The organism is Allobosea robiniae, assembly GCF_900102525.1.
In the GTDB taxonomy this organism is placed as follows: Bacteria; Pseudomonadota; Alphaproteobacteria; order Rhizobiales; family Beijerinckiaceae; genus Allobosea; species Allobosea robiniae.
Genome location: NZ_FNBZ01000011.1, coordinates 1 through 25,883, shown reverse-complemented (window position 1 = coordinate 25,883; position 25,883 = coordinate 1). Strand labels below are relative to the sequence as shown.

The window sequence follows — 25,883 nt, the reverse complement described above, 5'->3', positions numbered from 1 at the left end:
GGCCACGCCGTCATTGGTCATTCCACCTTTGTCGTCAGGGAACGCTGGCGGACGGGCAGGAGTGCCCTGAGCAGCAGCCCGCCCTGCGGCCGGGGAGTGACGTTGAGGCTGCCGCGCAGGGCCTTCACCCGGGTCTCCAGCCCGCGGAGACCGAGCGGAGGCCGTTGCTGTGACTGGTCTGCCGGTGCGACTTCGTCGCTCGGTCCGTCATCGGCCACGTTGATCTCCAGCGTTTCCGCATTGAACTGTGTCGCGACGTGCTGGCCTCGCCCCTGAGCGTGTTTGTAGGCGTTCATCAGCGCCTCCTGCACGATGCGGAAGGCGCAGAAGCGGATCGCCTCGGGCATCTGTTCCGGCAGGTCGGCGAGGTCGCGCGCGACATTCGTGCCGGTCTGTTGTTCATGCCGCTTGATCGCGGCCTCGATCGTGTCGGCGGGCGAGAAGTCCCGGATCTCGGGCAGCACCAAGCCGGCCGAGAGGTTGCGCAGTTCAGCCAGCGTCTGCTGGATTAGCCGTTCGAGTTGCGTGCGCAGCTCCGGTGGCTCGTCAGGGAGCCGTAGCATCAACAGACTCAGCATCTGGATCGGGCCGTCATGCAGATCGGCACCGATACGGGCGAGATACACCTCGTTGGAGGCGGCAGCGTCGAGCCGGGAGCGATCCGCGGCGCGGCGCAGCATATTGTTGTGCTTGGCCAGCGCCGATGCGCGCGTGAGATTGACCTCGAGCTGCGATTGCTGGGAGCTGATGATGCGGCTGGCGCGGCGGATCGTCAGGTAGAGCAGGAAGCCGATGATGATCGCCACGTTGACGATGAGGAACCAGGTCGCGTAGCGCAACTGCTGGATCTCCCGGTCAAGCGATTGGCTGACCTCGTAGAATTCACCGATGGCGAGGACAGTGTCGGTGCCCGGCTTGTAGATGGGCGCATAGGTTTCCAATAAGTGCTGACTAGGCGGCCCGTCGCCATGACTATCGTTCTGAGATAGGACGACGACATGGCCCCTGACGAGTCGGGAGAGGCGAGCGGGCTGAATCTGCGCGCCCTTCTGGGCTTCTCCGGTGCTGTAGACCAGCTTGCCGTTCCGGTCCCAGATCTTGATCATCGTGACGCGCCGGCCGAGGCGGGTGCCTGTGAGCAGCGCCTTGATCTGCCGCTTGCTGTCCTCCGATAACGTGTCGGTATGCTCGAGGTCGAGCACATGCGGGGCGAGGAAGGATTCGAGGTAATGGGCGCCGATCTCGGCCATGCCCTTCTCCCAGCCGCTGCGGATGCGCCGCTCGACCCAGTATCCCAGCGTTGCCATCGACAGGCCGACGACGAGCGAAGCGGCGATGGTGAAACGCCGCTCCAGGCTCTGACCGGCCCAGCGTTGTTGCAGAGCCTCGATGCGGCGCAGAAAGCTTTCCCGGTATCCGGACCGGCCGGGAGCCGCTTCCGCCGCCGGGCTTTCGGTTTCCGAAACCTGCGCGGGCTTTCCAGCTTCGAGGTTCAGCATCCGCAAGACGCCCTGTTAATCGATGAAACTATCGGTGATGGCTGAAGGTTAAGCCGTTGCATCATCGTTCGACAATTCTTGTCCGTGATCCAAACTGCCGCCTGTGCTGAAGACTGGACCTAAGTCTGGTCCCCGACCCGGCCTAAAGTCCGTAACGGCAGGTCCAAAAGTCGATTCTAGCCACCTGCCAAAGTCTTCGAAAAACGCGCGACCTTCTGCTCTTTCGCGTCAGGTGGGACGCCTTGATCATGCAGATTAACGAAACGTTAATGTGCGTTTCGTCGAGCCGGCCTCCCGGTCGGTCCGGCAAGCCGTGGGGCACGCAACCAGGCAGCGCCGACGCGCTGAGCGAGGACGCCATGAAACTCAATACGCAGGACCTCGATTACATCCTGAGGCAGATCAAGATCGCCGAGGCGCATACCACGGCGATTAATGCTGGTACCGATCCGCGCGTCGCTCTGGAGCAGCTCGTCTCGAGCCCGCTGCTGCCTTATGGCCTGCGTACGGTCGATGGCTCCTACAATAACTTTCAGCCGAACATGGTCCATTTCGGCTCGGCGGATCAGGTGATGCTCCGGCTGCTGACGCCGAATTATGCCCCAGCGGAAGCTAACCCGCGCACCGGAGGTCCGACCAGCTATGCGGACGCGACTGGCTCGGTCTACGATAGCCAGCCCCGCACCATCTCGAACCTAGTTGCCGACCAGTCGCTGAACAATCCGGCGGCTATTGCAGCGGCCCTGGCATCGGTCGACATCAAGGGAGCCGAGGCACTTGCGATCGTCGGCGATGTGATGGCGTTGCAGGCCGCGGCGCGCGCGGCGCATAACGCGGTCGCCGACGCCGCTGCGGTTGCCGATGCCGCAGTCGACGCAGCCGAGGATGTAGTCGCGAATGCACAGGTCTTACGGGATGCGGCGCAGGCGGCGGTCGCGGTCGCCACGCAGCAGCAGGCAGCCGCGTCGACCGCCGCCGGCACCGCTGCTGCGACGCTGGCCTCTGCGATTACGGCGCAAAATGCGCACGCACCGGTGCTCGCGGGCGCTCAGGGCGATGTCACGGACGCCCTGACGGCGGTCGGGAACGCCACAAGCGCGGCGGCGGCTGCCGAGATCGCCAAGAACAGCGCGTTCGCGGAGCGTGCATTGGCCCAGCAAGCGGCGGATGCGGCGCTTGCGGCGTTCCAGAGCGCTCCCACCCCGGACAATTCCGCTGCATATGCCTTAGCTTACAATACGCTTCAGGCAAAGCAGGCTGCATATGGTCTGGCCGACCTGGCCGATCAAGACGCCGATGCCGCTTTGACCGTGGCCCAGGGTCTTCACACGCAGGCCGTCACGGCACTGCAAAATGCGCTGGAGCAAAACGCGGCTCTGGCCACGGCCGTTGACGATGCCGAAGCAGCGGTTGCCGAGGCGGGCGGAGTTCTCACCGCCACCGATGCGGCCCTGGCCACCGCGAACGAGGACCTTACCCAGGCGGCCGGGGCTCTGGCGGATGCCGAGGCGGCTCTCGACACGATCCCGACTGGCTCCGCCGCCACGGCGGCCGCCCAGGCTGCGGCGGCAGCCGCCGACGCGGCAGTCGTTGCGGAACTCGCTTCGCACGGCGTGACGATGGACGGCGGCAACGTCTTCATCAAGAATATTGCGGCCGATCTCGGCGACACAGCCTCGTTCAACGGCTTCATGACGATCTTCGGCCAGTTCTTCGATCACGGTCTCGATCTGACCACGAAGGGCAGCAGCGGTACCGTCTACATTCCGCTCCAGCCGGACGATCCGCTCTATGTGCCGGGAAGCCCGACCAACTTCATGGTTCTGACCCGCGCGACCAACGCTCCCGGTGCCGACGGTCTGATCGGCACGGCCGACGACGTCCGCGACCACACCAACGAAACCACGCCCTGGATCGACCTCAATCAGGTCTACACCTCCAATCCGTCGCATCAGGTGTTCCTGCGCGAATATGTCCTGATCGACGGCAAGCCGATGGCGACCGGCGAAATGCTGGCGAGCGCGACCGGCGGCCCGCCGACCTGGGCCGACATCAAGGCCCAGGCAAGGACCATGCTCGGCATCGAGCTGGACGATCTCAATGTCCATAGCGTGCCGGCGATCATGACGGACCTCTACGGCGAGTTCATCCGTGGCGCCAATGGCCTGCCGCAGATGGTGACGGCCGGCGGCCCTGTCGAGGGCAACCTCGCGACCCCGATCGACGCCCTCACCAGCCTCGGCGCCGGCCGGGCCTTTCTCAACGACATCGCGCACACTGCTGTTCCGGGGCAATATGTCGTCAGCCGCGATATGCAGACCGGCGCTGCCATCTATGGCACGCAAACCGCCGATAGCGACGACTTGACGGGCAATCCCCAGGCGCCAGCCAATATGTTCGGCGGCGTTGCCACCTACGACGACGAATTGCTGGACGCGCATTTCATCGTCGGCGACGGTCGCGGCAATGAGAACATCGCCCTGACGGCGACGCACACGATCTTCCACAGCGAGCACAACCGTCAGGTCGCCGCGATCAAGGAAACGCTGCTGGCCGAGGGCGATCTCGCGCTGCTCAACGAATGGCTCGCAATCGATGTCGCGAGCTTCCCCGCCAGCACCACAGGGTTGGTCTGGGACGGCGAGCGTCTGTTCCAGGCGGCGCGCTTCTCCACGGAAATGGTCTACCAGCACCTCGTCTTCGAGGAGTTCGTGCGCGCAGTCGCGCCGCAGATCGACCCCTTCGTCTTCTCAAACTCGGTCGAGATCGATGGCCGGATATTCGAGGAATTCGCCCAGGTCGTCTATCGCTTCGGGCATTCGATGCTCAACGAGAACGTGGCGATGCTGAAGCTCGATGCGGGCGCGGCGAGCCCCGACGAGGTCGGCCTGATCGACGCCTTCCTCAATCCGGTGGTGTTCGGCGAGCAGGGCGTCGATGCCCACAGCGCCGCCGGCGCCATCATCCGCGGTATGACCCAGCAGGCCGGCAACGAGATCGACGAATTCGTCACCAGCGCGCTGCGCAACAACCTTGTCGGCCTGCCGCTGGACCTCGCCACTATCAACATGACCCGCGCCCGCGAAACCGGCATTCCCTCGCTCAACGAGGCGCGGCGGCAGCTCTACGAGCAGACCAACGACAGCTATCTCAAGCCCTACGAAAGCTGGGCCGACTTCGCCCAGCACATCAAGAATCCGCTTTCGGTCGTCAATTTCATCGCTGCCTACGGTACGCATCAGACGATCACCGCCGCCACGACGGTCGAGGCCAAGCGCGACGCCGCCTGGAACCTCGTCTTCGGTACGGAGGGCGAGACGGCGCTGGAGCACCAGGCGCGCCTCGACTACCTGAATTCGACTGGCACATGGGCCGCGCAGGAAACCGGCCTCGACAAGGTCGATTTCTGGATCGGCGGCCTCGCCGAGCAGCTCATGCCTTTCGGCGGCATGCTCGGTTCGACCTTCACCTACGTCTTCGAGCTCCAGATCCAGAATCTCCAGAACAGCGACCGCTTCTACTACATTAGCCGCACGCAGGGGCAGAACCTGCTCAACGAACTGGAGGCCGACAGCTTCGCCGAACTCATCCGCCGCAACACCGATACCGGAGACAACGGCCTGCACATCAACGGCGCGGCGTTCCAGACGGCCGACTACATCATTACGATGGACCAGTCCAAGCAGTGGAACCGCGGCATCGGCCATGACGACCCGACGCGCGAGGCTGACGTTATCTCCGCCATCACCGGCACGAATTCACTGGTCGTCCGTGGCGAGAACTACCTGCGCTTCGCCGGCGAACAGCATGTCGTGCTCGGCGGCACGAACAACGGCGAAACCCTGATCGGCGGGTCGGGCGACGACACGATCTGGGGCGAAGGCGGCGACGACCGCATCGAGGGTGGCTTCGGCGTCGATCATCTCCATGGCGGCGACGGCGACGACATCATCACCGACAGCGGCACCGATATCGGCGCCAGCGACGTGCTCAAGGGCGAGGGCGGCGACGACGTCCTCAACGGCGGCATGGGCCTCGACCTGATCTTCGGGGGCGACGGCAACGACGTCCTGACCGGCGGCGAGGATCAGAAGACCCTGTCCGGAGGCCAGGGCAACGACTTCATCCGGGCGCCCACCGGCGGCGGCGGCGCGATCCTCGGCAACGAGGGCGACGACTGGATGGAAGCTCAAGGCAACATGACGACGCTCACCGGCGACAATTCGGAGCTGTTCTTCAACTCGCGCATCATCGGCCACGACGTGATGATCGCCGGCGAAAACGATACCGATTTCGACGCCGAATCCGGCGACGACATCATGGTGCAGGGCATCGGCATCAACCGCTCGAACGGCATGGCCGGCTTCGACTGGACCACGTTCCAGAACAATAATTACGACGCCGATGCGAACATGAACATCAGCATCTTCGTCAACCAGCAGAACAACATCCTGCGCGATCGCTACGATCTGGTCGAGGGGCTTTCGGGCTGGGACCACAACGACACGCTCATCGGGCGCGACGTAGTGATCGGTGGCTACGACCCCAACGGCAACGCCGCGCAGGTCGACCCCGACGCACCGATCGAGAGCTTCTCGAACGCGCTGCTCGAAAAGAACCTGGACCGGATCGAGGGGCTGCGCGAACTCGTCGCCCATCTCGAGCGCTTCAATATCTACAACCCGCACAATCTCGATGCGGACGGCAATCCAATCGATCCCGCCGGCGAGAGCCAGCTTGCGGTCATGGACACCTCCGACGGCTCGGACATCATCCTCGGCGGCGGCGGCTCGGACACGATCCGCGGCATGGGCGGCAACGACGTCATCGACGGCGACAAGTGGCTGAACGTCCGCATCCAGGTCACGCCCCGCGCGGGCCAGAGCTGGGACGCCTTCAGCGTCTACTCCATCGCCGAGATCCAGGAGCGCCTGTTCTCCGGCGAGATCAAGCCGAGCCAGTTGCAAGTCGTCCGCGAAATCCTCGACGGCGGCAAGGACGGGGATGTCGACACCGCCGTCTATTACGACAACCACGACAACTACGAGATCACCCATCACGCCGACGGCAGCGTGACCGTGTCCCATGTCGACCCGACCGAAGGTGTGGTCGATCCGGAAACCGGACGCACGCTCGAAGCCGAAGGCACCGACCGGCTGTTCAACATCGAGCGCATCCAGTTCGCCGACCGCATGCTCGACCTGCGCGGGCCGAGCCTGGATCTGCACGCCTACGACAGCGCCGATTATCGCGACAATTTCGGTTCGCAGAGCTACGCGAATTCCAACGGAACGGCGGCGTGGACCAGCCCGTGGGTCGAGATCGGCGACCGCCCGGCGAACCCGGCGCTCACCGGCGAGATCGGCATCACCGGCGGCGAGCTGGAATTCCGGCGGGATACGGGAACCGGCTCGACGCCGGCGGGCGCCACGATCACGCGGCCGGTCGATCTGTCGATGGTCGGCACGGGCACTGCGACACTGAGCTTCAGCTACGACGAATCCGGCCTGGATAACGGGGAAACCCTCCAGGTGCAGTTCTCGGCCGACGGCACGACCTTCGCCACGGTGCAGACGATCGACGGCAATTCCGGCGAGGGCACGGCGAACGTCGCGCTGACCGGCCCCTTCACCGCCGGCTCGGCGATCCGCTTCGTCTTCAGCGGCGTGAACGGAAACAATGAAACGGTCACCATCGACAATGTGAATGTGCAGTACACGACTCCTTCCAGCGACGGCTCAACGGGCTGGAACAGCACCTTCACGGAAGGCCAGGCCGCGGTCGGCATTTCCAGCCTCTCCGGCATCACCGGCAGCGACACGATCGCCTCGGCCCGCATCGTCGTGAAGAACATGGTGGCCGGCGACACGCTGACGGCTACCACCGCCAACGGCCGCCCCTCGGGGATCGCCGTCGCGCAGGCGGTCGTTGTGGCCGGCGAACTCGTCCTGACCCTGACCGGCCAAGCGAGCGCGGCGGACTATCAGCGGGCGCTGGACGCCGTCCGCTTCTCCAACACCTCCGACGATCTGGGCACGACGCGAACCATCGAGGTGACCGTCGACAACGGCATCAGGACCAGCCTGCCGGCGATTGCCACGATCAACATCGTCGCCGTGGACGATCCGATGATCGCCAACAACGACCGCATCGTGACGAACTGGACCAACGGCAACCCGTTCACCGTCCCGAATTGGGCGCTGCTGGTCAACGACACCGATCCCGACAGCCCGATGGCGATCTCGGCGATCACCGGCCAGTCGAGCCTGACGGCGACCCTCGGCGCCGACGATGTGACGATCACCGACACCGGCGGAAACAATGGCGGCAGCTTCACCTATCGCGGGACCGGAACCGATACCGCAACCGTTGAGGTCGTCCGCGATGCGAACGGCGCCATCACCGGCGGCAACGGCAACGACATCCTTGTGGGAGACAACGCGAGCTCGACCTTCGACGGCGGTGCCGGCAACGACATCATTTTTGCCGGCGGCGGCAACGATACGATCCAGCAGACCAGCAACCAGGGCCGCGACATCATCGACGGCGGTGCCGGCAACGATACCTATGTGCTCTCCGGCTCGCAGGGAGCGGAAACCTTCCGCATCTATGCCGTTACCCCCGGTCAGAACACGGGCCTCGCCGCGCAATTGGGGACGACCTTCCTCGCCTCCACGGAGATCGTCGTCACCCGCACCACCGGCAACGGCACCGAAAGCGTGGTGGCCGAACTCGACAATATCGAGGAGATCACCGTCGGCTCGCTGAACGTGACCGCCAACAACGGCAATGGCGGGCCGGATGGCGGCAGCAGTGGCGGCGATACGATCCAGGTGATCGGCGACTTCACCGGCACGAGCCTGAACTACTCGACGATCACCATCGAGGGCTCGGCCGGCGACGATGTCGTCGACATTTCCAGCCTCGCCTCGGCCCACCGCATCGTCTTCCGCAGCAATGGCGGGCGCGACACCATAATCGGCACCATGCGCCCGCAGGACGTCGTCGAGCTGCCTGGCGGTACGAGCCTCGACGATTACGACGTCATCGACAACGGCGACGGCACCATCACCCTGGACGGCCCGAATCACTCGGTCACCTTCTCCAGCGACGGCGTCCAGCATGTACGTGTCGCCGGCGCTGTCAGGGACGATGACGACGACCATGATGACGACGACGATAGGTCGTCCGGTCATGAGGGCGATGACGATCCGTCCTGCGGCGACGATGACGATGACGACGACGGCCCCGGCACGCCGGCGCCCGATCCGAACGCGGCGACGGGCGGTACACTGCGCAGCGGTACGGCGGGAGCGGACGTCCTGATCGGCACGACGGGCGCCGACAACATCATCGGCCTCGCCGGCGACGACACGCTGATCGGCCATGCCGGGGCCGATGCGATCTCGGCAGGCGACGGGGCGGACTTCGTCGATGCCGGTGACGGGCGCGACGTGGTCTTCGCCGGAGCGGGCGACGATCAGGTCTTCGGCGGCGGGGGGGCCGACATGCTCTATGGCGAGGCCGGCAACGACCGGATCTTCGGCGGGGCGGGCAACGACCTGATCGATGCCGGTGCCGGTCACGACACGGTGGTTGCCGGCGGCGGCGACGATCTCATCGTCGCGGCGGTCGGCGACGGTGACGACACCTATTTCGGCGACGAGATCGACGGCGGCAGCGGCATCGACACGCTCGATTTCTCGGCGATCACGGCGAACCTTACCGTCGATCTCGGCAACGGCCTTGGCGGACGCGGCAGCGCGGTAAGCAGCCAGAGCGGCACCGACACGCTGTGGAATATCGAGAATGTCGCCACCGGCTCGGGCAACGATGTGATCACGGCGAGCGACGCGGTGAACGTGATGGAAGGCGGTAATGGCAACGATACCTTCCGCTTCCTGAGCACCGTCGGTGCGGATGGCGACACGATCCTCGACTTCCAGCCGGGCGATCGCCTCGACCTCAGTGCCATCGACGCGGATGCCAGCCAGGCCGGCAACCAGAGCTTCACTCTGGCCAATGGCGGAGGCTTCACCGCCGCGGCCCAGCTCACGGTCACCTACGAGACCCGCGCAGATGGCGAGTACACCATCGTCAAGGGCAACGTCGATGCGGCGACGGATGCCGAGTTCCAAATCAACCTGAAGGGCAGTCACAACCTGACGGCCAACAGCTTCATCGTCTGATCGAACCGGCAGCGGGTGGGCGGACCGAGGGGGCCGCCCACCCGATCCTTCTCGTCAACAGCATTTTACGGGGGCCACAATGGCACCGGCCAAGACGCTTTCATCCGCCCGCAGGCGCGACGCCGCCCGGCTGACGCGCGGCCTGCGCGGCATCGCCATCTTCCTGTTCGTGGTCTCGGGCCTCATCAACCTGCTGGCCCTGACCGGCTCGTTCTACATGATGCAGGTCTATGACCGCGCCCTGACGAGCGGCAGCATCCAGACGCTGGCGGCGCTCTCGGCGCTCGCCATCGGCCTCTATCTCTTTCAGGGCTGCTTCGACGTCATCCGCTCGCAGGTGCTGGTCCGGGTCGGGGCCCGCTTCGACGACAAGATCGCGCCGATCGCACATCGGGTCACCATCGACATGCCGCGCCTGGGCTTCTCGACGGCGGAGGCGATGGAGCGTGGCCGCGACGTCGACACGGTTCGCAGCTTTCTCGGCGGGCAGGGGCCCGGTGCCCTGTTCGATCTTCCCTGGATCCCGCTCTATCTCGCCTTCGTCTATTTCCTGCATCCCTGGCTCGGCGGGCTGACGCTCGCCGGCGCCGTCGTGTTGACCATGCTGACATTGATCAGCGAGGTCCTGACGCGCCGCATCAACAACGAGACGCGGCAGGCGGCCATCGCGCGGGGGGCGATTGCCGACAGCAACGCCCGCAACGCCGAGGTGCTGAAGGCGATGGGCTTCGCGCCCCGCGCCGTCGCGCGCTTCGACGAGGTCAATCGCGAGCATCTCCAGCTTCAGACCCGCTCCAGCGATCTCGGCGGCACCTTCGGCGCGATCTCGCGCGTGCTGCGCATGGTGCTGCAATCGGCGACGCTGGGGCTCGGCGCCTATCTCACGATCAAGGGCGAGCTCTCGGCCGGCGCCATCATCGCGGCTTCCGTCGCCTCTTCCCGCGCGCTCGCGCCGGTCGATCAGGCGATCGCCAACTGGAAGCCCTTCGTGGCGGCGCGCATGGCTTTCCAGCGCCTGCGCGAAACGATGACGGCGCTGAGCAAGGCGGTCGAGCCGATGGAACTCCCGGCCCCGCGCCAGTCGCTGAAGATCGACAAGATCACGGTCGCCGCGCCGGGCAGCGGCCAGGTGCTGCTGAGCGATGCCAGTTTCGACGTACAGGCGGGCAAGGCGGTCGGCATCATCGGCCCGAGCGGCGGCGGCAAGACCACGCTTGTGCGCGCGATCACCGGCATCTGGCCGATTCTGCGCGGCGCCGTGAGGCTCGACGGCGCGGAGCTGGAGCAATGGCCCGAGGAAACGATCGGCCGTCATCTCGGCTATCTGCCGCAGGAGGTCGCGCTTCTCGACGCCACGGTCGATGAGAATATCTCGCGCCTAGCCGAGTCGGTCGAACCCGCTAAGGTCGTCGAGGCGGCCACCGCGGCCGGCATCCACGAGATGATCCTTCGCCTGCCTCTGGGCTACAAGACCCAGCTCGGGCCGCAGGGCACCGCTCTCTCCGCCGGCCAGCGCCAGCGGATCGGGCTCGCGAGAGCGCTCTACGACAACCCCTTCCTCGTCATCATGGACGAGCCCAACTCCAATCTCGACGGCGAGGGGGAGGCCGCGCTCACGGCGGCGATCGAGCAGGTCAAGGCGCGCGGCGGCATCGTTCTCATCGTGGCGCATCGCCCGAGCGCGCTGCAGGCGGTCGACGATGTCGGCCTCATCCAGGGCGGCAAGCTCGTTGCCTTCGGACCGCGCGACAAAATACTCGCGCCGGCCCAGCCACGTGCCGCAGCCAGCGTTTCTGCGAGCGCTCCGGCGGCCCCAGAGCGCACCGTCTCCATGCCGCGGGCAGTCGGCATCGGCGAACATTCCACAGCGCTTGAAGTTCGGGTGCCGGCATGATCACGATCAAAGCTGCCAAACCAGCGGAACCACCGCTTTCCGACACCGGCCAGATCTACCGCAAGGCGCTGGCCGAGCCTCCGACGCGGCCGCGCTGGCCTGGGGTGATCGCGCTCGCGGTCGTAGCGGTTGCGGCTTATTTGAAAAGCCTGTTCCCCGGCCAGGCTAACACTGACGCGACGGCGCCCCCCGCCGCGGAGAAAGACGCCCAGGCCGGGGAAGCCCTCCGTAAGCCGGGCGTGGCGGAGGGCGAGGAGCAGCTGCTGACCTCGGAGAAGGAGGTCGACGAGACCGGTTCGCTTGGTAAGGAGCCGGCTCAAAAGGCAATCGGGTCCGGCGGTCTGGGGCCGGTCGTCCCTGGTCTGCCTGACTATCTCAATATCGACTCTCAACTGATCGACTACGAGCAGTTGCCGCTGCCTCGCTATCCGTCGCCGATCTTTGATGCGGGGCAGGGAGGCTCGGCCAATAATGACAATGGCGGGCGCGATTTTGCCCTGACCACGATTTCGGGCGGAGGCGGGGCCGATAGCGGCGGCCTGCCGACGCGCTCTGGCCCGGATGACGGGAATAGCCCCGCCACCCCCCGGCCGAACCCCGACTCCGGTGAGGACGATGGTGACGATACGCCGCAAGAGCCGCGCAACCGCGCTCCGCGCGTCTCCGGCCCCGTCCAGCTCGTCGATATCGGCGGTTGCCAGACATTGATGATCGCCAGCCTCGCACTGCTTGCAGGCGCGAGCGACGCCGACGCCGACCCGCTCTCTGTCGTCGGGTTGAGGACTTCGCACGGCCAGCTGACCATTGCAGAGGGCGGCTGGGTCTTCAGGCCGCAAACCGGCTGGTACGGCACGGTGACGCTGACCTACTGGATCAGCGATGGCGAGGATCTCGTGCAGCAGACAGCGACGCTGCGCGTGGTGGAGTTCCTCGATGTCACCGGTACCCCAGGCGACGATGTCCTGCTCGGCAGCGAATGCGCCGACCGGATAGCGGGCATGGGCGGCGACGACGTGATCGATGCGCGCGGCGGCAACGATATCGTCGTGACCGGAGCAGGCGGTGATCACATCGTCGGTGGTGCCGGCAACGACCAGATCGATGCCGGAGCGGGTGACGACATCGTCTTCGGCGGGACCGGTAACGACGTCATCCATGGCGGTGCCGGCAATGACAGCCTGCATGGCGGCGATGGCGACGACACGATCTATGGCGGTGCCGGCAACGATGTGATCACGGGTGGCGCCGGCAACGATATCATCGACGCCGGCGACGGCGATGATGTTGTCGATGGCGGGGCCGGCGACAACATCATTGATGCGGGTGACGGCGACGATCTCGTGACGGCCGGCGATGGCGACAACATCGTGCTTGCCGGCAACGGCAACGACCGTGTGCGCCTCGGTGCTGGCGACGACGTCGTACGGGCCGGTTCTGGCGACGATATTGTCGAAGCAGGCGGCGGCAGTGACCGTATCTTTGGCGACGAGGGCAACGATGAGCTGTCCGGCGAGGCCGGCGACGACGTGCTTGATGGCGGCGCGGGCGCAGACCGTGTCGATGGCGGCGCCGGTAACGATGTGATCGTTGCGACGAGAGATGCCACCGCCGACTGCTACGACGGTGGCGAAGGCTGGGACACGCTCGACCTCTCGGCGACCGAACGGGGCGTCACAGTCGACCTCAAGCGCGGCAAGGCAATCGGTATCGAGATCGGTGAGGACACGGTGATCGATTTCGAGGCCATCCTCGGCGGCAGCGGCGATGATTGCCTCATCATCGGGGAAAAAGGCGCGACGCTCACCGGCGGCGCCGGCAATGACCGCTTCGTCTTCCTGATGGAGGATAATGACGCGCGCGCCGACGATCTTGTGCATCAGATCCTCGATCTCGAAGCCGGCGACCGCATCGTGGTTAAGCAGTACCAGCTCCGCTCGCACCGCGACGACGATGACGATGATCGCAGCGATGGTGACGACGACGGCTTCGGCAAGGCCTATGGCGACGACAGCGACGATCGCCCCTTCCGCTTCCGCCTCGAGAAGGTTGGAGAGGATGAACGCACCTATGTCGACGTCTATGTCGAGCAGGAGGATGCGAAAGATTTCTCGATCGAGATTTATGGCAACCACAAGCTCTACTACGTCTGAGGCAGGAACCGGCTGCACCGAACGGCTGGCGAGGGGAAGAGCCCGATGAACGCCCATAACCACGATTTCATCGCCAACCCGGCGAAAGCCGGCGAACAGGCGAAGCTTCGCCGCCCGAGATTCAGCCTGCGCGGCCATGTGGTTGCCGGCTCGACGTTCGCCTTGCTGCTGGTGGTCGGCTGCGGCGGCTGGGCCGCGAACGCTGCGCTGAATGGCGCCGTCGTCACACAAGGCACGGTCAAGATCGATCAGAATCTGAAGGAGGTGCAGCACCGCGATGGCGGCATCGTCCAGTCGATCGCGGTCCGGCAGGGCGACCGCGTCGAGGAAGGTCAGGTTCTCTTCCGGCTCGACGATGTCCAGACCCGAGCCGAACTCTCGATCATCCGCTCCCAGCTCGCCGAGAACCTTGGTCGCAAGGCCAGGCTCGTCGCCGAGCGAGACAATCTGGCGAGCGTCGACTTTTCCTCAGAGATGGTGGCGCTGTCCGACCAAGCCGACCACATTCGCGAAGGTGAAGTCCGCCTCTTCGCAGGCAACAAGGCCAACCGTGACAGCCGCAAGGAGCAGTTGGAGATCTCGATCGTCCAGTCGGGCCAGGAAATCCGGGGGCTCGAGGCGCGGCAGGTCGCGAAGGTTGAGGAACTGAGGCTCGTCGATCTCGAGCGCGCCAAATATCTCAGTCTCTTCCAGAAGGGCTTCATTGACGGCGTCAAAGTCTTCAACATCAACCGCGAATGGGCGAGGCTACTCGGCGAGCGCGGCGAGATCGACGCGACGCTCGCCCGCGCCAAGCTGCGCATCAGCGATGCCCGCCTCCAGATCATCGCCATCGATGAAACCGCCCGCACGGAGGCCCAGCGGGAGCTGCGTCAGGTCGAGGCCAAGGTCTCCGAGTTGAGCGACCGCCGTATCGCCAACGAAGACAGGTTGGCGCGCATGGAAATCCGTGCCCCGATCGCCGGCACGGTCAATGAGTTGATGATCTTCACAGTAGGGGGCGTCATCACCCCGGCGGCTCGCCTGGCCACGGTTGTCCCGCAGAGCGCAAAGCTCGTAGTCGAGGTCCGTATCGCACCCAGCGACATCGATCAGGTCCATGTCGGCCAGACCGCGCGGATGCGCTTCTCCGCCTTCAACCGCAACACCACCCCGGAGATCTCAGGCAAACTGACCCATATCTCGCCGGCGACGACGAAGGATCCCGTGAGCGGGCAGAGCTTCTATATCGGCGAGGTCCAAATGGAAGGCGTCGCCACCGCGCTCGGGGACCGCCGACTCCTGCCGGGCATGCCCGTCGAGGTCTTCATCTCGACCGAGAGCCGCACCGCGCTATCATATCTGATGAAACCACTCATCGACCACGCAGAACGGGGCTTCCGCGAACGCTAATGAATCGGCCCGACAAGGCGGATTCGGCTTCCGTGAAATGCCGATGCACGAACTATGCCTCAGGTTTGCCCTGACCAAGGCCGACGATGAGTTGATGCATCGGGTGTCCGATCCGTAAATTCCGGACGTGGGCGACGTCGTCATTAAGGTCGCGGCCTGCGCCATCCGCAGCTCCGACTTGCACGTCTACGACAGATACACTCCCACAATGGAGGTCAGCGACGTCCTTGGCCACGAGACCATGGGCGAGGAGGTCGAGGCTGGCTGTGGCGTCCAAAACCTGAAAGGCGGCAATAGGGTACCAGTTCGACAGGAGCTGCGAGATCGTCGTCGTCAAGAGCATCAGGAAACGACGGATCAAGCGCAGTGCCCATTACACTTTTCGCGAATTGCCGCCCCGTTATGGCGGCAAAGCTTGTAAACGGGCGTTGAAATCATTGAGCGACTTCCAGCCTGTCACGCCGGAGGTCGCGGGTTCGAGTCCCGTCTCCAGCGCCATTTAAATCAATAACTTAGCCTGTATGGCGGCGTCGCCGTTACACTTTCCCAGCTAGGTTCATTACACTTTTCATCTCAGTTTGTTCCTTCTGAGTTTCGCTCGGCCCTCGCGGCGGTTGGCATCGACGTCGCGGACTGAGGCCGGGTAGAGCCAAGTAAGCATCAGATCCAAGCATTGCAAAATTGAGGCGAGGTGACCGGCACCTTGAGTCGCGCCGTGCGGAATGTCCGCTTTCAGCCAGTGATCCAATGTCCGGAAGTGGCGCGTCGTAGCTTCTGGCCTCTGCCACTTCGAGAACGACCTGGGCTGGTAGTAGGGACTTTGTCAGATCGACGAGACCCGATAGGCAAGTCCAGGACGATGGGCCGGGGGCATGATGAGTCTGATTGAGGAAGTATCGACGGTTCTGCGACAGGCAGCTGCCGAGGCAATCTTACCTCGCTTTCGCAAACTTACCGCGAGCGACGTTGAGGAAAAGTCGCCGGGAGAACTCGTCACCGCTGCCGATCATCACGCCGAACGGTTAATTGGCGAACAATTGCTGCAGCTCGATCCATCCGCGAGGATCGTAGGTGAGGAAGCCTGTGCACGTAACCCCGCCTTGGCTAGCGCTCTAGACCAGGGCACCGTCTGGTTGATCGATCCGCTGGACGGCACTGGAAATTTCGTCTCCGGCCGAGGACCATTTTCGGTCATGGTCGCGCTTCTGCACGGAGGGGAGACCGTCGCCACTTGGATGCTCGACCCGCTGTCAGGTCAGCTTCATGTCGCCGAATTGGGAAGTGGAGCCCAGATTAATGGAGTCCGCGTGGTTGCTGATGGAAAAGCAGAGCCGCTGCGGAAGGGTTCAATTTCTATGCGTTTCTTTCCTCCCGAGGTGCTTGAGGCCGTCAAACCACGGTTGGATCAGGTGCCCTTGATCGTGCCGCCACTGCTTTGCGCAGGAGCCGAGTATCCTGCCATTGTCGCTGGCGATCGCGATTTCGCCGTTTTCTGGCGGACCTTACCGTGGGATCATCTGCCCGGTGCGTTGTTCTTAAGCGAGGCCGGCGGCCACGTCGCACGCTGGAATGGTTCTCCCTACGGGGCTGGACAAGACGGTTATGTATTATTGGCAGCGCGCACGCCTGATCATTGGCGAGCTGCGCACAAGGCGCTCTTCGAGGTAATGACTATTTAGGGGCGCGACCGGCCTTCAACCGGATAGCTCTGAGATGTACGCTTCCGAGCGAAGCGCTAGGTTCCGCCTCTGGCGCGAGGCACAGCCCTCCGGGCTCATCGTCTGCCACTGCCAGCGACGATGTGTCGGACTACCGAGCCCGGATGGCTGGCATAGGCGCTATTGAACAGGCTGGTGCTTCGCCTGCTCCTGGCTCGCTTTCGCCAGCATCGCTTCCAAAGCGACCAGGGCCGTCATCGGCAACACGAGGAGGACGTCTGCGTCCCCGATCGTCTCGAATGTTATGGCTGCATCGCCTCGCGGGTCGCTGCTCATTTGGATCATCGTCGGTTTAATGACCGGGATCTCAACTGTCTTCTTCTCGGACATGGGGCGGCTCGTCGAGTTAGTTCTCGCAACGCACTTGTGGCGCTTCAACAGTTCGCATCCCCGGCTGGTTCCAGACGGGTGACCCAAGACCTGACCAATCGAGAAAAGCACTGACAATGAAGCTGGCGCTGGTGAGACCGGCGCCAGGGGGTGGCCACTCTCGGCAAGACGACGGAGCTAGAATGGACCGGGGCCTCGCGCGGCTCCGGCCCGCGCCAGCATTCGTCTCGTGACGCTCCAGCAGCTGGCGGCGCCCGAGGCGCGCCGCCAGGGTCTCGGCGATCTGCTAATGCTTGATCGCGATGCGCTTGACCTGAGACTGCGCCCTCTCGCTCTTGGGCAGGACGACCGTCAGCACGCCGTTCCTGAAGCGGGCATCGATCTTGTCCTGCTCGACCTCATAGCCGAGGGGGATGTGACGCTCGAAGCGGCCGTAATACCGCTCCGAAAACTGCCTCTCCTTGTTCTCGCTCTCGGCACGCTTCTCGCCCCTGAGGGTGAGAGTGTCACCATCGAGCAGGATCTCCAGGTCCTTCTCCTCCATTCCCGGAATTTCGGCGGTCACCTTGATATCCCTGGCTGTCTCGGAGACCTCGACCTTCGGCCAACCGCCGTTGAAGGGCGGCAGCGAACCAAGGCTGTCGAACGAGCGGTACATGTCGTCGAACAGACGATTGACCTCGCGATGGAGCGAGAAGACGGGGTTGTGCTGATCATCGCGATACAGCGCGGGAGGCCGATTGCCGTTATCGCGGCCCCAGGGGATCAAATCTCGAACGCTCATGACATCCTCCTTGCGTTCAAACATCGAAGCGGATTCGCGGCGCCGGGCTCGCCGCCCGGCGCTCAACGCTGATTCAATCAGCCTCTGCTCAGGCTGCGCGCTTCTCCGAGTCGATCTGCCGCCGATCGGCTTTCGGCAGTGCGGTGCCGGTGGCGATCTCGATCCGGCGCGGCTTCATCGCCTCTGGCAGCTCGCGTTTCAGATCGACCGTCAGCAAACCGTTCTCGAGGTTGGCGGCCACGATCTTGACGTGGTCAGCAAGCTCGAAGCGGCGCTGGAAGGTGCGCTCGGCAATGCCGTGGTGCAGATATCGGCCATTGTCCTGGCCGGCTTTCTGCCCGGACACCACCAGTAGGTTCGGCTCATGCGTGATGGTGAGCTCGTCCCGCGAGAAGCCGGCCACGGCCATCGTAATGCGATAGTCGTCGTCATCGGTCTTGACGATGTCGTAGGGCGGCCAGTTGCCGGGCGGGTCCAGCCGGCTTGCGGCTTCGATCGCACCGAATATGCGGTCGAAGCCGATGCTCGACCGATACAAAGGAGAAAAATCGAAGACGGTTCTCATAACCACATCCTCCATTGAGCAACATGGGCACAAGTCGGTCATTCCGAGGTCTCACCGATGTCGGCTTGACCGGCCGATCCCTCAAAAGGCGCTCGGCAATTAGCGATTTGGATCCGGTCGGCGGACGTTCAAGGGGATCAGTGAGATTTTTGGGGGAATCGTTCGATGGCTCGGAAACGGTACCGCGCTGGGTGGGAGCTCCCCGTCGGGCTGGGCTCTCAAAGCCGTAACCGCCCGCCCAAAATCCGGGGCAGGATTTCGGCAATAAAACAGCGTCCCGCGGCTTCGGAAATGCCCGGCCCCCACCGGTGCGGAGCCGGGCCACTGGTCAAGCGTGGCCGCGCGAGCCTTCCTTGCGGCTGCTGGCGAACGCGGCCACGTCGGGCGCAAGAAGATCATGCTTTTCCGCCCAGGACGCGAACAAGCCGCGCGCCGTGTCTGGTTCGATCTCTCCGCGGATCGCCGCCAGGCAGGCTTTCAGCGCAAAGCCGTGGACCGGATCGCGCCTGGTCTCCGGCCAGTCGGCCAAGAACATGTAGGCCTCCATTGCGGACGCGATCGCCGCCGGATGCCCGAGCCCGGTCAGGATCACGACCGGCCTCTCGAAGTCGTCTGATGTCATCATGCAGTCCTCCCTTGGCGGGGAGCGATTGCCAACGTTGCCATAGCCATATCCTCCAGGAAGCAACATGGATCCGGTTTGGTTGATCACCGCGTCGAGCGCGCTGTCGCTGTCGGCGGCTGCTATGATTTTGGGATGTGTTCTCTTCGGATCAAGCCCTGCGAAGCATCAACGTCACTGGAGCCGGAACTCGCCGCTGACCGCGCTGAGGTCGGCCGGCCCGATCAGGTCCTTGTGAGCGACGGTGATGCGGAACAGCTCGCCGTCAAGCTTGGCCTGCCAGAAGGCGAGGAACTTGTTGAGTTCGGGAAAGCGCGGAGCGAGGTCGTAATCCTGCCAGATATATTCCTGCAGGATCGAAGGGTGGTCGGGCAATCGGTAGAGGATGCCGGCGGTGGTCAATCCGTAGCCGGCGATCTGGCGGGCAAAGTCTGTCGAAGCCATTCCTTTCAGCTCCCTGGTTTTCACTGCGCCGATGGCAGCGGATTCTCAACGCTCTGGCAAGATGAAAGGTTGCGTTTGTGCTGCCTTTTCAGACTGTTAGCACTCTATCAAAAAAAGTGCTGCCGACCTCTTGAAGGCAAAAATCGGGCAACCCAAATCTTCGCGCGGGCACGGCGCCTCAGGGCGCGCGGAACCTCGCCGCGAGACCTGAACAGGGCCGGCCCGCTTTGACATGTGACCGACATGGAAACTGGAGGAACTCATGAAGTTTCGGCCACTGCATGACCGCGTCGTCGTGAAGCGCATCGACGCCGAGGAGAAGACCAAGGGCGGGATCATCATTCCCGACACCGCCAAGGAAAAGCCGCAGGAGGGCGAGGTCGTCGCCGTTGGCGCTGGCGCGCGCGACGAGACCGGCAAGCTTGCGCCGCCCGACGTCAAGGTCGGCGACCGCGTGCTCTTCGGCAAATGGAGCGGCACCGAGGTCAAGATCGATGACCAGGATCTCCTGATCATGAAGGAGTCCGACATCATGGGCGTCGTCGAGACGACGGCCGCCCTCAAGAAGGCCGCCTGACGGGGCCTTCATCCCACATCATCAACCTGAAACCTCAAGTCTGAAGGAGTGAGGAATCATGGCTGCGAAGGACGTGAAGTTTTCGCAGGACGCGCGCGAGCGGATGCTGCGCGGCGTCGACACGCTTGCCAATGCCGTGAAGGTCACGCTGGGTCCGAAGGGCCGCAACGTCGTGATCGAGAAGTCGTTCGGTGCGCCCCGCATCACCAAGGACGGCGTCACCGTCGCCAAGGAGATCGAACTTTCCGACAAGTTCGAGAATATGGGCGCCCAGATGGTCCGCGTGGTGGCCTCGAAGCAGAACGATGCGGCCGGTGACGGCACCACGACCGCGACGGTGCTCGCCCAGGCCATCGTCCGCGAGGGCGCCAAGGCCGTCGCCGCCGGCATCAATCCGATGGACCTCAAGCGCGGCATCGATCTCGCCGTCGAGGCCGTGACGAAGTCGCTCGGCGACCACTCTAAGACCATCACCGGCTCGGAGGAGGTTGCGCAGGTCGGCACCATCTCCGCCAATGGCGACCGCACGATCGGCGAGATGATCGCCGAGGCGATGAAGAAGGTCGGCAACGAGGGCGTCATCACCGTCGAGGAAGCCAAGACGGCCGAGACCGAGCTCGACGTGGTCGAAGGCATGCAGTTCGATCGCGGCTATCTCTCGCCCTATTTCGTGACCAACACCGAGAAGATGGTTGCGGAGCTCGAAGACCCTTATGTCCTGATCCACGAGAAGAAGCTCTCGGGTCTCCAGACGATGCTGCCGCTGCTGGAAGCGGTGGTGCAGACCGGAAAGCCGCTGCTGATCGTGGCGGAGGATGTCGAGGGCGAGGCTCTGGCCACGCTCGTCGTCAACAAGCTCCGTGGCGGCCTGAAGATCGCCGCCGTCAAGGCTCCGGGCTTCGGCGACCGCCGCAAGGCCATGCTGGAGGACATCGCGATCCTGACCGGCGGCACCGCGATCAGCGAGGATCTCGGTATCAAGCTGGAGACCGTGACGCTCGACATGCTCGGCCGCGCCAAGAAGGTCCGGATCGAGAAGGAGAACACGACCATCGTCGATGGCGCGGGCAAGAAGGCCGAGATCGACGCGCGCGTCGCCCAGATCAAGGCCCAGATCGAGGAAACCTCCTCGGACTACGACCGTGAGAAGCTCCAGGAACGCCTGGCCAAGCTCGCCGGTGGCGTCGCGGTCATCCGCGTCGGCGGCGCGACCGAGGTCGAGGTCAAGGAGAAGAAGGACCGCGTCGACGATGCCCTGAACGCCACCCGCGCAGCGGTCGAGGAGGGCATCCTGCCGGGCGGGGGCGTCGCCCTGCTGCGCGCGGTCGAGGCGCTCGAAGGGCTGGTGCCCGGCAATGACGACCAGAAGACCGGCGTCGAGATCGTCCGCAAGGCGATCACCGCGCCTGCCCGCCAGATCGTCGAGAATGCCGGCGGCGATGGCGCGGTCGTGGTCGGCAAACTACTGGAGGCGCAGGACTACGCCTGGGGCTACAACGCCCAGACCGGCGAGTACGGCGATCTGGTCAAGGCCGGCATTATCGACCCGACCAAGGTCGTGCGCACGGCGATTCAGGACGCGGCGTCGGTCGCGGGCCTGCTGATCACCACCGAGGCGATGATCGCCGAGGCGCCGAAGAAGGACCCGGCACCGGTCATGCCCGCCGGCGGCATGGACTATTGAGCATCGGGGGCGCCGCGATTGCCGCGGCGCCCCCTCTCAGGATCCCAACCGCACATGCAATGCCTAGGGGAACGCTATGCCCTTTTCATCACTGACCGATCCCATCGATCTGGCCCGTGCCGAAGCTGCTCTTGAAAAGGCATGGGCGGAACTCAAGCCGTCGCTTTCGGCGGGCTCTGACGAGCTGGAGCGAAACAACCTCGCCTATATCGTGGCTTCGCTGGTTCCGCTGGCGCTCGACGAGGACGATCTCGCACTGCGTGCGATCGACCGGTTTCGCGAGAAGGCCTAGGCGAAAGGCTCCGTGAAAGCCCCTGCATTCTCTCAATCGCATCAGACCGACATGACCTACGGCACACAGGAACCTAAGGACATCTCACCGTCCGACCGCTTCAAGGCCCTCATCACCAACGCCGAGAGCGCAACGTATGGCCTCAAGGATAATCTCCTGGCCGTCATGACGCGGGATGGATCGGCAACGTGGCAGACTGTCGCCGCTCACATCGAGGCTCAGTTGCCCGGCGCCGGCGAGTTCGCGACCGCGCGGTTGAATGCCATACTTGCTCTGGTCAGGACGCTGTCCAATCGAGAGGCTCGGGCAGCACATGAGTATCGCTCCCTATTGTCGCCCCCGACAGTCCGTGCGACCGGCTAGCTCGCCGCGTTTGCGCAGGATATCGCTCTCCGCCGAGAACTTCTTGCTGTGCCATCTATTCGAGAAACCCGAATGACCACGACCGCCACGCCAGAGCATCGCAGCTTCGAAGCCGACGTCTCCCGCCTGCTCCACATGATGGTGCATTCGGTCTATTCCGACCGGGACGTTTTCCTGCGCGAACTGATCTCGAACGCAGCTGATGCCTGCGAGAAGCTGCGCTACGAAGCGATCGGCAACCCCGAACTTCTGGGGGATGACCCGAAGCTCGCGATCACCATCTCGGCCGATCCGGAGGCTGGCAGGCTGACCATTGCCGACAACGGCATCGGTATGAGCCATGACGAGATGATCGAAGCTCTCGGCACGATCGCCCGCTCCGGCACGCGCAGCTTCATGGAGCGGGTAGCAACCGCTGATGGCAAGGACGGCGCGCAGCTCATCGGCCAGTTCGGCGTCGGCTTTTATTCCGCCTTCATGGTGGCCGAGAAGGTCGAGGTTGTCAGCCGCCGTGCCGGCAGCGCCGAAGCGTGGACCTGGTCTTCCGACGGCAAGGGCGAATTCACGGTGGCGCCTGCGGCGCTGGACGAGGCTCCGTCCCGCGGGACGTGCGTGACGCTTCACCTGATGGAGGAGGCCAAGTCCTATGCCGAGCGCTGGACGCTGGAACGCATCGTCAAGGAACAGTCCGGCCATGTACCGGTCCCGATCTCGCTGATCACGGAGCCGGGCGCCGATGCGGTCGCCCTCTCCGACGGGGCCGCGCTTTGGACCAGGCCGAAGAGCGAGATCACCAAGGACGAATACGCTGATTTCTACCGCAGCGTTGCGGGACAATATGACGAGCCCGCCGCCACGATCCATTTTCGCGCCGAAGGCCTGCACGAATATACCGCGCTGGCCTTCGTCCCGGGCGCGCGTCCGTTCGATCTCTTCGACGCCGACCGCAAAGGGCGGATCAAGCTTTATGTGAAGCGCGTCTTCATCACGGACGAAGCCGAACTCCTGCCGCGCTACCTGCGCTTTGTGCGCGGTATCGTCGACACAGCCGACCTGCCGCTCAACGTCTCCCGCGAGATGATTCAGGACAGCCCACTGCTCGGTGCGATCAAGAAGGGCGTCACCAATCGTGTCCTCGCCGATCTCGCGAAACTGGCCGAACAGGAACCGGACACATTCCGCCTGATCTGGGACAATTTCGGCGTCGTCATCAAGGAAGGGCTTTACGAGGATTTCGCGCGCCGGGAGCAACTGCTCGGCCTCGCTCGCTTCCGGACCACGGCCTCCGGCGAAGGGTGGCGCAGCCTCAAGGACTATGTCGGCGCGCTCAAGGACAACCAGACCGCGATCTACTACATCGCCGGCGACGATGCCTCCCGAATCGCCAACTCCCCACAGCTCGAAGGTTTTCGGGCGCGGGGCATCGAGGTGCTGCTACTGTCGGATCCGATCGACAGCTTCTGGGCCTCGGCCGCGCCGGATTTTGAAGGCAAGCCGTTCAAGTCGGTGACGCAAGGGGCGGCCGATCTCGGTCTCATCCCGCTGCTTGATGGCGCGGCGCCTCCGTCGGCGGAAGCGAGCGAGAAGATCGCCGCTCTACTTGCATCGATGAAGGAGATTCTGGCCGAAGAGGTTGCGGATGTCCGATCCTCCGATCGGCTGACCGAGAGCGCGGTCTGCCTTGTCGCGTCGGATAAGGGGCCGGATCGCCAGTTCGAACGCCTGCTCAGCGCCGCTGGTCGAGTGGAGAGTGCTGCCAAGCCCATCCTCGAGGTCAACCCTCGGCATGCGATGGTTTCGGCCCTCTCGTCTGTCGAAGATGATGCGTTGCGTAGCGACGTCGCCCATCTGCTCCTGGATACCGCGCGCGTCCTGGACGGCGATCGCCCGATAGACGCAAGTGCATTCACCGAACGGCTGAACCGGCTGGTGATGCTAAGCTTCAGCGATGGCTGAGCAGGGAGCGAGGGAAAGCGTGACCGTGCGGGCTGGCGTCGCTTGCGCGCTTCCCATTTCGCTCAGCTTCGAACGTCCGGTTCTGGGTCGCTTCCCAATGTCCGATTGTGGCGCATGACGCGAGCTATCTTGAAGTGTTTGCGGAGATCTCGGCCTTTCGGTATTTTTCGCCGCAGCGCCAGGGATCAAACAGCAGATGTTCGTCACGATCGACATCGAAGACAGATTGCTGGAAAAAGCCCGGTCGCTGACCGGCGCCGAGGAGATAGATGCCCTCGTCCGACAAGCGTTGGAAACGTTGGTGCGCGTCGAGGCTGGCAAGCGCCTAGTCGCCCTCGGCGGCACAATGCCGGACGCGGCGGCTGGACCGCGGCGCCAAAGCGAGGCCCCTAAGTGACTCTGGCCTAGCTATCGGTCTGGATTGATCGTTTTCGTCGGCCCGCGATGCAGGGACGCGCCCCGGCTCAATTGGCAAGATCTTCGCACTTCTGAGGCGCGTCAGCGCTCGGAAGGTGTGTTCCCGCTCGCGCTCTTCCACGGCGTTGATGAGCTCGACTAGCTCCTTTTCTTCCGGACTATCCTCGATCGCGCCGATGAGGCTGTCTCTACGGATGGCCCTAGCTTTTCTGTTGATCAGAGTTCAGCCAGCGGCTGTAAGCTCGGATATCAACCATGGGCACCGTGGCCAGCGCCTGCAGCCGTGCGATCAGCTCGAACAGGAAGGCTGTTGCCGGCTTGCCCTCCGAAGTGAGCTTATAGACGCCATCCGAGTCTCGGCTGTAGTGACCATGCGCCGCGACGCAACCAAGGTCGATCTGCTCGGTTGTGGAGGACCTTGCCAGGGCGTCCCGCAGTGCTTCGCCCATTGCCGGCTTCCAGTCGCTCTCAAGCGTCAGGAGCCCGCCTAGAATATGATGGAGCGGCTTTGGCGCCGCTATCCCGCCGACATGGGGAACCGGCAGGCTCGTGCGGTGCAGCGCCCGCACGCTGGCGATCTTTTTATGAGCGTAGGCGACCTGATCAGCATTTAGCGATTGCTTGGCCTCAAAGGCCGCGTAGACGCTCTCGGCCGGAATCACCTTAGTGCCCTTCATGACGAAGATGAACGGCGAGTACTGACGGTCATAGACCACCACATCCATCTGATGGCTAAAATTTCCCTCGCTATCGACCACATGCGCCTTATCGGCCTTGTAGCGCGCTGGCAGATAGGTGCTCAGCAGCTCTAGCCAGGCTCCTTCGCTGGCATCGCCCTTATCTACAGAATGGCCCAGCAGTTGACGTGCCGCAGCCAGCTTGCCTTGAATTTCGTCGTGAAGACCCGCCAGGAGTGATCCACCCCCCTTGAATTGGTCCACCCTGAAGTATGTCTTTTGGCAGACAGGAGGATCGAGATGCCGAAGAAGCGCCATAAGCCCGAAGAG

20 protein-coding genes are annotated in these 25,883 nt (G+C 64.0%); 13 read left to right on the top strand and 7 right to left on the bottom strand.

Annotation, left to right across the window (positions count from 1 at the left end; genetic code table 11):
- Positions 1 to 17: 17 nt before the first annotated feature.
- Positions 18 to 1,250 carry a sensor histidine kinase gene (locus tag BLQ70_RS23780; protein WP_139163629.1) on the bottom strand — a complete coding sequence of 411 codons (1,233 nt, stop codon included), beginning with the start codon at positions 1,248 to 1,250 and terminating at the stop codon, positions 18 to 20.
- Between BLQ70_RS23780 and BLQ70_RS25470 the strand changes: the two genes are divergently transcribed.
- The 7 genes from BLQ70_RS25470 to BLQ70_RS23750 all read left to right on the top strand — a co-directional run bounded on the left by BLQ70_RS25470 (position 1,230) and on the right by BLQ70_RS23750 (position 16,803).
- Positions 1,230 to 1,544 (top strand): hypothetical protein, encoded by a 315-nt coding sequence (locus BLQ70_RS25470; RefSeq protein WP_139163628.1) that lies wholly within the window; start codon positions 1,230 to 1,232, stop codon positions 1,542 to 1,544. The genes BLQ70_RS23780 and BLQ70_RS25470 overlap by 21 nt on opposite strands.
- A gap of 314 nt (positions 1,545 to 1,858) precedes the next feature.
- Positions 1,859 to 9,688 carry a peroxidase family protein gene (locus BLQ70_RS23775; protein ID WP_170843515.1) on the top strand — a complete coding sequence of 2,610 codons (7,830 nt, stop codon included), beginning with the start codon at positions 1,859 to 1,861 and terminating at the stop codon, positions 9,686 to 9,688.
- Between the two features lie 79 nt (positions 9,689 to 9,767).
- Positions 9,768 to 11,582 carry a type I secretion system permease/ATPase gene (locus BLQ70_RS23770; RefSeq protein ID WP_091862325.1) on the top strand — a complete coding sequence of 605 codons (1,815 nt, stop codon included), beginning with the start codon at positions 9,768 to 9,770 and terminating at the stop codon, positions 11,580 to 11,582.
- Positions 11,579 to 13,732, top strand: a complete 2,154-nt coding sequence (locus BLQ70_RS23765; RefSeq protein WP_091862322.1) for a cadherin-like domain-containing protein — start codon at positions 11,579 to 11,581, stop codon at positions 13,730 to 13,732. The genes BLQ70_RS23770 and BLQ70_RS23765 overlap by 4 nt, the downstream gene beginning before the upstream one ends.
- Before the next feature lie 45 nt (positions 13,733 to 13,777).
- Positions 13,778 to 15,124 carry an HlyD family type I secretion periplasmic adaptor subunit gene (locus BLQ70_RS23760; protein WP_091862319.1) on the top strand — a complete coding sequence of 449 codons (1,347 nt, stop codon included), beginning with the start codon at positions 13,778 to 13,780 and terminating at the stop codon, positions 15,122 to 15,124.
- Positions 15,125 to 15,251: 127 nt separating this feature from the next.
- On the top strand, positions 15,252 to 15,545 hold the full coding sequence (locus BLQ70_RS23755) for an alcohol dehydrogenase catalytic domain-containing protein (protein WP_244512138.1): 294 nt from the start codon (positions 15,252 to 15,254) through the stop codon (positions 15,543 to 15,545).
- Between the two features lie 451 nt (positions 15,546 to 15,996).
- Positions 15,997 to 16,803, top strand: coding sequence for an inositol monophosphatase family protein (locus BLQ70_RS23750; RefSeq protein ID WP_091862316.1), 807 nt, complete (start codon positions 15,997 to 15,999; stop codon positions 16,801 to 16,803).
- A 159-nt stretch (positions 16,804 to 16,962) separates the two neighbouring features.
- Here BLQ70_RS23750 and BLQ70_RS23745 read toward each other — a convergent pair whose 3' ends face one another.
- The 5 genes from BLQ70_RS23745 to BLQ70_RS23725 all read right to left on the bottom strand — a co-directional run bounded on the left by BLQ70_RS23745 (position 16,963) and on the right by BLQ70_RS23725 (position 19,587).
- Entirely contained in the window at positions 16,963 to 17,172 is a 210-nt protein-coding gene (locus tag BLQ70_RS23745) for a hypothetical protein (protein WP_091862312.1), read from the bottom strand.
- 286 nt (positions 17,173 to 17,458) lie between these two features.
- Positions 17,459 to 17,956, bottom strand: a complete 498-nt coding sequence (locus tag BLQ70_RS23740; protein ID WP_091862457.1) for an Hsp20/alpha crystallin family protein — start codon at positions 17,954 to 17,956, stop codon at positions 17,459 to 17,461.
- 88 nt (positions 17,957 to 18,044) lie between these two features.
- On the bottom strand, positions 18,045 to 18,521 hold the full coding sequence (locus BLQ70_RS23735) for an Hsp20 family protein (RefSeq protein WP_091862309.1): 477 nt from the start codon (positions 18,519 to 18,521) through the stop codon (positions 18,045 to 18,047).
- Positions 18,522 to 18,849: 328 nt separating this feature from the next.
- Positions 18,850 to 19,143 carry a DUF982 domain-containing protein gene (locus BLQ70_RS23730; RefSeq protein WP_091862453.1) on the bottom strand — a complete coding sequence of 98 codons (294 nt, stop codon included), beginning with the start codon at positions 19,141 to 19,143 and terminating at the stop codon, positions 18,850 to 18,852.
- A gap of 174 nt (positions 19,144 to 19,317) precedes the next feature.
- Entirely contained in the window at positions 19,318 to 19,587 is a 270-nt protein-coding gene (locus BLQ70_RS23725; RefSeq protein WP_091862306.1) for an usg protein, read from the bottom strand.
- A gap of 262 nt (positions 19,588 to 19,849) precedes the next feature.
- Between BLQ70_RS23725 and groES the strand changes: the two genes are divergently transcribed.
- The 6 genes from groES to BLQ70_RS23695 all read left to right on the top strand — a co-directional run bounded on the left by groES (position 19,850) and on the right by BLQ70_RS23695 (position 24,856).
- The gene (groES, locus tag BLQ70_RS23720; RefSeq protein WP_091862303.1) at positions 19,850 to 20,164 is read left to right on the top strand and encodes a co-chaperone GroES; all 315 of its coding nucleotides are present in this window, start codon (positions 19,850 to 19,852) and stop codon (positions 20,162 to 20,164) included.
- Between the two features lie 58 nt (positions 20,165 to 20,222).
- Positions 20,223 to 21,848 (top strand): chaperonin GroEL, encoded by a 1,626-nt coding sequence (gene groL / locus BLQ70_RS23715; RefSeq protein WP_091862300.1) that lies wholly within the window; start codon positions 20,223 to 20,225, stop codon positions 21,846 to 21,848.
- Between the two features lie 76 nt (positions 21,849 to 21,924).
- A complete protein-coding gene (locus BLQ70_RS23710) occupies positions 21,925 to 22,140 on the top strand; it encodes a hypothetical protein (RefSeq protein ID WP_091862297.1) in 216 nt (71 codons plus the stop codon).
- 51 nt (positions 22,141 to 22,191) lie between these two features.
- Positions 22,192 to 22,503 carry a hypothetical protein gene (locus tag BLQ70_RS23705; RefSeq protein WP_091862294.1) on the top strand — a complete coding sequence of 104 codons (312 nt, stop codon included), beginning with the start codon at positions 22,192 to 22,194 and terminating at the stop codon, positions 22,501 to 22,503.
- Positions 22,504 to 22,575: 72 nt separating this feature from the next.
- On the top strand, positions 22,576 to 24,459 hold the full coding sequence (gene htpG, locus BLQ70_RS23700; protein WP_091862291.1) for a molecular chaperone HtpG: 1,884 nt from the start codon (positions 22,576 to 22,578) through the stop codon (positions 24,457 to 24,459).
- Positions 24,460 to 24,655: 196 nt separating this feature from the next.
- A complete protein-coding gene (locus BLQ70_RS23695; protein ID WP_091862288.1) occupies positions 24,656 to 24,856 on the top strand; it encodes a type II toxin-antitoxin system VapB family antitoxin in 201 nt (66 codons plus the stop codon).
- 220 nt (positions 24,857 to 25,076) lie between these two features.
- On the opposite strand, the gene BLQ70_RS23690 is transcribed toward BLQ70_RS23695, so the two are convergent.
- The gene (locus tag BLQ70_RS23690) at positions 25,077 to 25,871 is read right to left on the bottom strand and encodes a DUF6602 domain-containing protein (RefSeq protein WP_244512142.1); all 795 of its coding nucleotides are present in this window, start codon (positions 25,869 to 25,871) and stop codon (positions 25,077 to 25,079) included.
- Positions 25,872 to 25,883: the final 12 nt, after the last annotated feature.

Excerpts from the sequence above, each read along its gene's own strand:
- BLQ70_RS25470 (WP_139163628.1), top strand. The coding sequence starts at position 1,230 with ATGGGCGCCGATCTCGGCCATGCCCTTCTCCCAGCCGCTGCGGATGCG.
- BLQ70_RS23780 (WP_139163629.1), bottom strand. The coding sequence starts at position 1,250 with ATGGCCGAGATCGGCGCCCATTACCTCGAATCCTTCCTCGCCCCGCAT.
- BLQ70_RS23775 (WP_170843515.1), top strand. The coding sequence starts at position 1,859 with ATGAAACTCAATACGCAGGACCTCGATTACATCCTGAGGCAGATCAAG.
- BLQ70_RS23770 (WP_091862325.1), top strand. The coding sequence starts at position 9,768 with ATGGCACCGGCCAAGACGCTTTCATCCGCCCGCAGGCGCGACGCCGCC.
- BLQ70_RS23765 (WP_091862322.1), top strand. The coding sequence starts at position 11,579 with ATGATCACGATCAAAGCTGCCAAACCAGCGGAACCACCGCTTTCCGAC.
- BLQ70_RS23760 (WP_091862319.1), top strand. The coding sequence starts at position 13,778 with ATGAACGCCCATAACCACGATTTCATCGCCAACCCGGCGAAAGCCGGC.
- BLQ70_RS23750 (WP_091862316.1), top strand. The coding sequence starts at position 15,997 with ATGATGAGTCTGATTGAGGAAGTATCGACGGTTCTGCGACAGGCAGCT.
- BLQ70_RS23745 (WP_091862312.1), bottom strand. The coding sequence starts at position 17,172 with ATGTCCGAGAAGAAGACAGTTGAGATCCCGGTCATTAAACCGACGATG.
- BLQ70_RS23740 (WP_091862457.1), bottom strand. The coding sequence starts at position 17,956 with ATGAGCGTTCGAGATTTGATCCCCTGGGGCCGCGATAACGGCAATCGG.
- BLQ70_RS23735 (WP_091862309.1), bottom strand. The coding sequence starts at position 18,521 with ATGAGAACCGTCTTCGATTTTTCTCCTTTGTATCGGTCGAGCATCGGC.
- BLQ70_RS23730 (WP_091862453.1), bottom strand. The coding sequence starts at position 19,143 with ATGACATCAGACGACTTCGAGAGGCCGGTCGTGATCCTGACCGGGCTC.
- BLQ70_RS23725 (WP_091862306.1), bottom strand. The coding sequence starts at position 19,587 with ATGGCTTCGACAGACTTTGCCCGCCAGATCGCCGGCTACGGATTGACC.
- groES (WP_091862303.1), top strand. The coding sequence starts at position 19,850 with ATGAAGTTTCGGCCACTGCATGACCGCGTCGTCGTGAAGCGCATCGAC.
- groL (WP_091862300.1), top strand. The coding sequence starts at position 20,223 with ATGGCTGCGAAGGACGTGAAGTTTTCGCAGGACGCGCGCGAGCGGATG.
- BLQ70_RS23710 (WP_091862297.1), top strand. The coding sequence starts at position 21,925 with ATGCCCTTTTCATCACTGACCGATCCCATCGATCTGGCCCGTGCCGAA.
- BLQ70_RS23705 (WP_091862294.1), top strand. The coding sequence starts at position 22,192 with ATGACCTACGGCACACAGGAACCTAAGGACATCTCACCGTCCGACCGC.
- htpG (WP_091862291.1), top strand. The coding sequence starts at position 22,576 with ATGACCACGACCGCCACGCCAGAGCATCGCAGCTTCGAAGCCGACGTC.
- BLQ70_RS23695 (WP_091862288.1), top strand. The coding sequence starts at position 24,656 with ATGTTCGTCACGATCGACATCGAAGACAGATTGCTGGAAAAAGCCCGG.
- BLQ70_RS23690 (WP_244512142.1), bottom strand. The coding sequence starts at position 25,871 with ATGGCGCTTCTTCGGCATCTCGATCCTCCTGTCTGCCAAAAGACATAC.